Source organism: Trinickia symbiotica, from assembly GCF_003028655.1.
Taxonomy (GTDB): domain Bacteria; phylum Pseudomonadota; class Gammaproteobacteria; order Burkholderiales; family Burkholderiaceae; genus Trinickia; species Trinickia symbiotica_A.
The window spans coordinates 1-1611 of the sequence record NZ_PYUC01000046.1; the positions used below are offsets into that span (position 1 = coordinate 1).

The window sequence follows — 1611 nt, forward strand, 5'->3', positions numbered from 1 at the left end:
TGAGTTTCATTTCAAGCCTCCGGTTGGTTTGGCCTATGAACCCTCATGATCCGCCAGACGAGGATCCGCCGTCCTTCTTTGTTTCCACCGCCATCTCCGGCGGGAGGCGTTCATTCCATTTCCCGTGATGCAGAGGCTGGCCTGCCGTGAGGAGTCAAACGCGGGTTAGCATCTCTGCCAGAGCCGCACGGTGTGGACAAGGCCACACCCGGCGATTTCCACTCGGAGGCCAGCATGGAAGACGATAGCACGTTGTACGTCGGACTAGATCTGCACAAGGAGTCGATCACGGTTGCCTATGCGCTTGGGGCAGGTGAGGTCGAACTGCTCGGCAAGATTGGCACGACCAAAACGGATATCGATCGCCTATGCAAGCGCCTGCAGTCCAAAGCGCGCCACGTCCGCATCGTCTACGAAGCGGGCCCGTGCGGCTACGGGCTCTACCGTCAGCTCATCCAGAAGGGATTCGACTGCATCGTGTGCGCACCGTCCTTGATCCCAAAGAAACCCGGTGAGCGCGTGAAAACCGATCGACGTGATGCCGTCAAGCTCGTGCGCCTGCTACGCACCGGGGACCTCTCGGCGGTATACGTGCCCAGCGTGGAGGATGAAGCATTCCGGGACCTGGCGCGCGCGTGGGTGAGCGCCAAGGACGATCTGAAGCGTGCGCGGCAACGGCTGAAGGCCTTTCTGCTCTCGCACGGGGTGCGCTATACGGGCCGAGCCGACTGGGGAAAGGCGCATCGGCGCTGGCTGAGCGCGTACGCCTTCGACAGCGCGTGGCAGCAGTTCGCCTTCGAGGAGCTTCGGCGCACGATCGAGGACCGGCTCGCACAATGTGAGCGACTCGAGGTCGCGCTACGCGAGGCGGTCGTCGACTGGCACTTCTATCCGGCCGTCCTCGGCCTACAGACGATGCGCGGTGTGCAGTTCACCACGGCCGTGGGCATGCCGGCCGAGCTCGGTGATCTGTCGCACTTCGTGCATCCACGCCAGCTGATGGCCTGGCTCGGCGTAACGCCATACGAACACTCCTCGGGAGACAAGCGCCGTCTGGGCAGTATCACCAAGACCGGCAACAGCTATGCAAGGAAGCTGCTCGTCGAAGCGGCGTGGAGCTACCGGCACCCGGCCCGCGTAAGCCCCGAGATCCAGCGCAGGCACGAAGGCATCCCGAAGCCCATCGTGGACCGTGCCTGGGACGCGCAGGTGCGCTTGTGCCGTCGCTATCGGAAACTCATCGCGCGCGGCAAGGAGAAGAACATCGCAGTGGTCGCAGTCGCCCGCGAACTCAGCGGCTTCATTTGGGACATCAGCCGGCTGGCCATGTCGCTCGCCGTACCGGCAGAGGCGCAAGCGGTGTAACACAGCACGTCACCAACCAGCTATCCCCACTGCAGGAGTTTCCTGAGGGCGGCGTAGCCCGGGCACGCGAGTAACCCGCGAAGATACTACGCAAGGAATGTCATCCAATTTGCGACCATTGAGATTGACCCGCAAAAACGGACACCTATCCTTTTGATCAGGAGGTGTCGAAATGGGCAGGCATCGTACCCCATACCCGGCGGAATTCCGGGCCCACATGGTCGAGCTGGTGAAGGCCGGACGTAC

1 protein-coding gene is annotated in these 1611 nt (G+C 62.5%); it reads left to right on the top strand.

Annotated elements, in window-relative coordinates:
* Positions 1 to 234: 234 nt before the first annotated feature.
* Positions 235 to 1365 carry an IS110 family transposase gene (locus tag C9I57_RS32125; protein WP_107154514.1) on the top strand — a complete coding sequence of 377 codons (1131 nt, stop codon included), beginning with the start codon at positions 235 to 237 and terminating at the stop codon, positions 1363 to 1365.
* Positions 1366 to 1611 lie beyond the last annotated feature (246 nt).

What these genes read in the sequence shown, in the direction of transcription:
- C9I57_RS32125 (WP_107154514.1), top strand. Translation starts at nt 235, where the DNA reads ATGGAAGACGATAGCACGTTGTACGTCGGACTAGATCTGCACAAGGAG.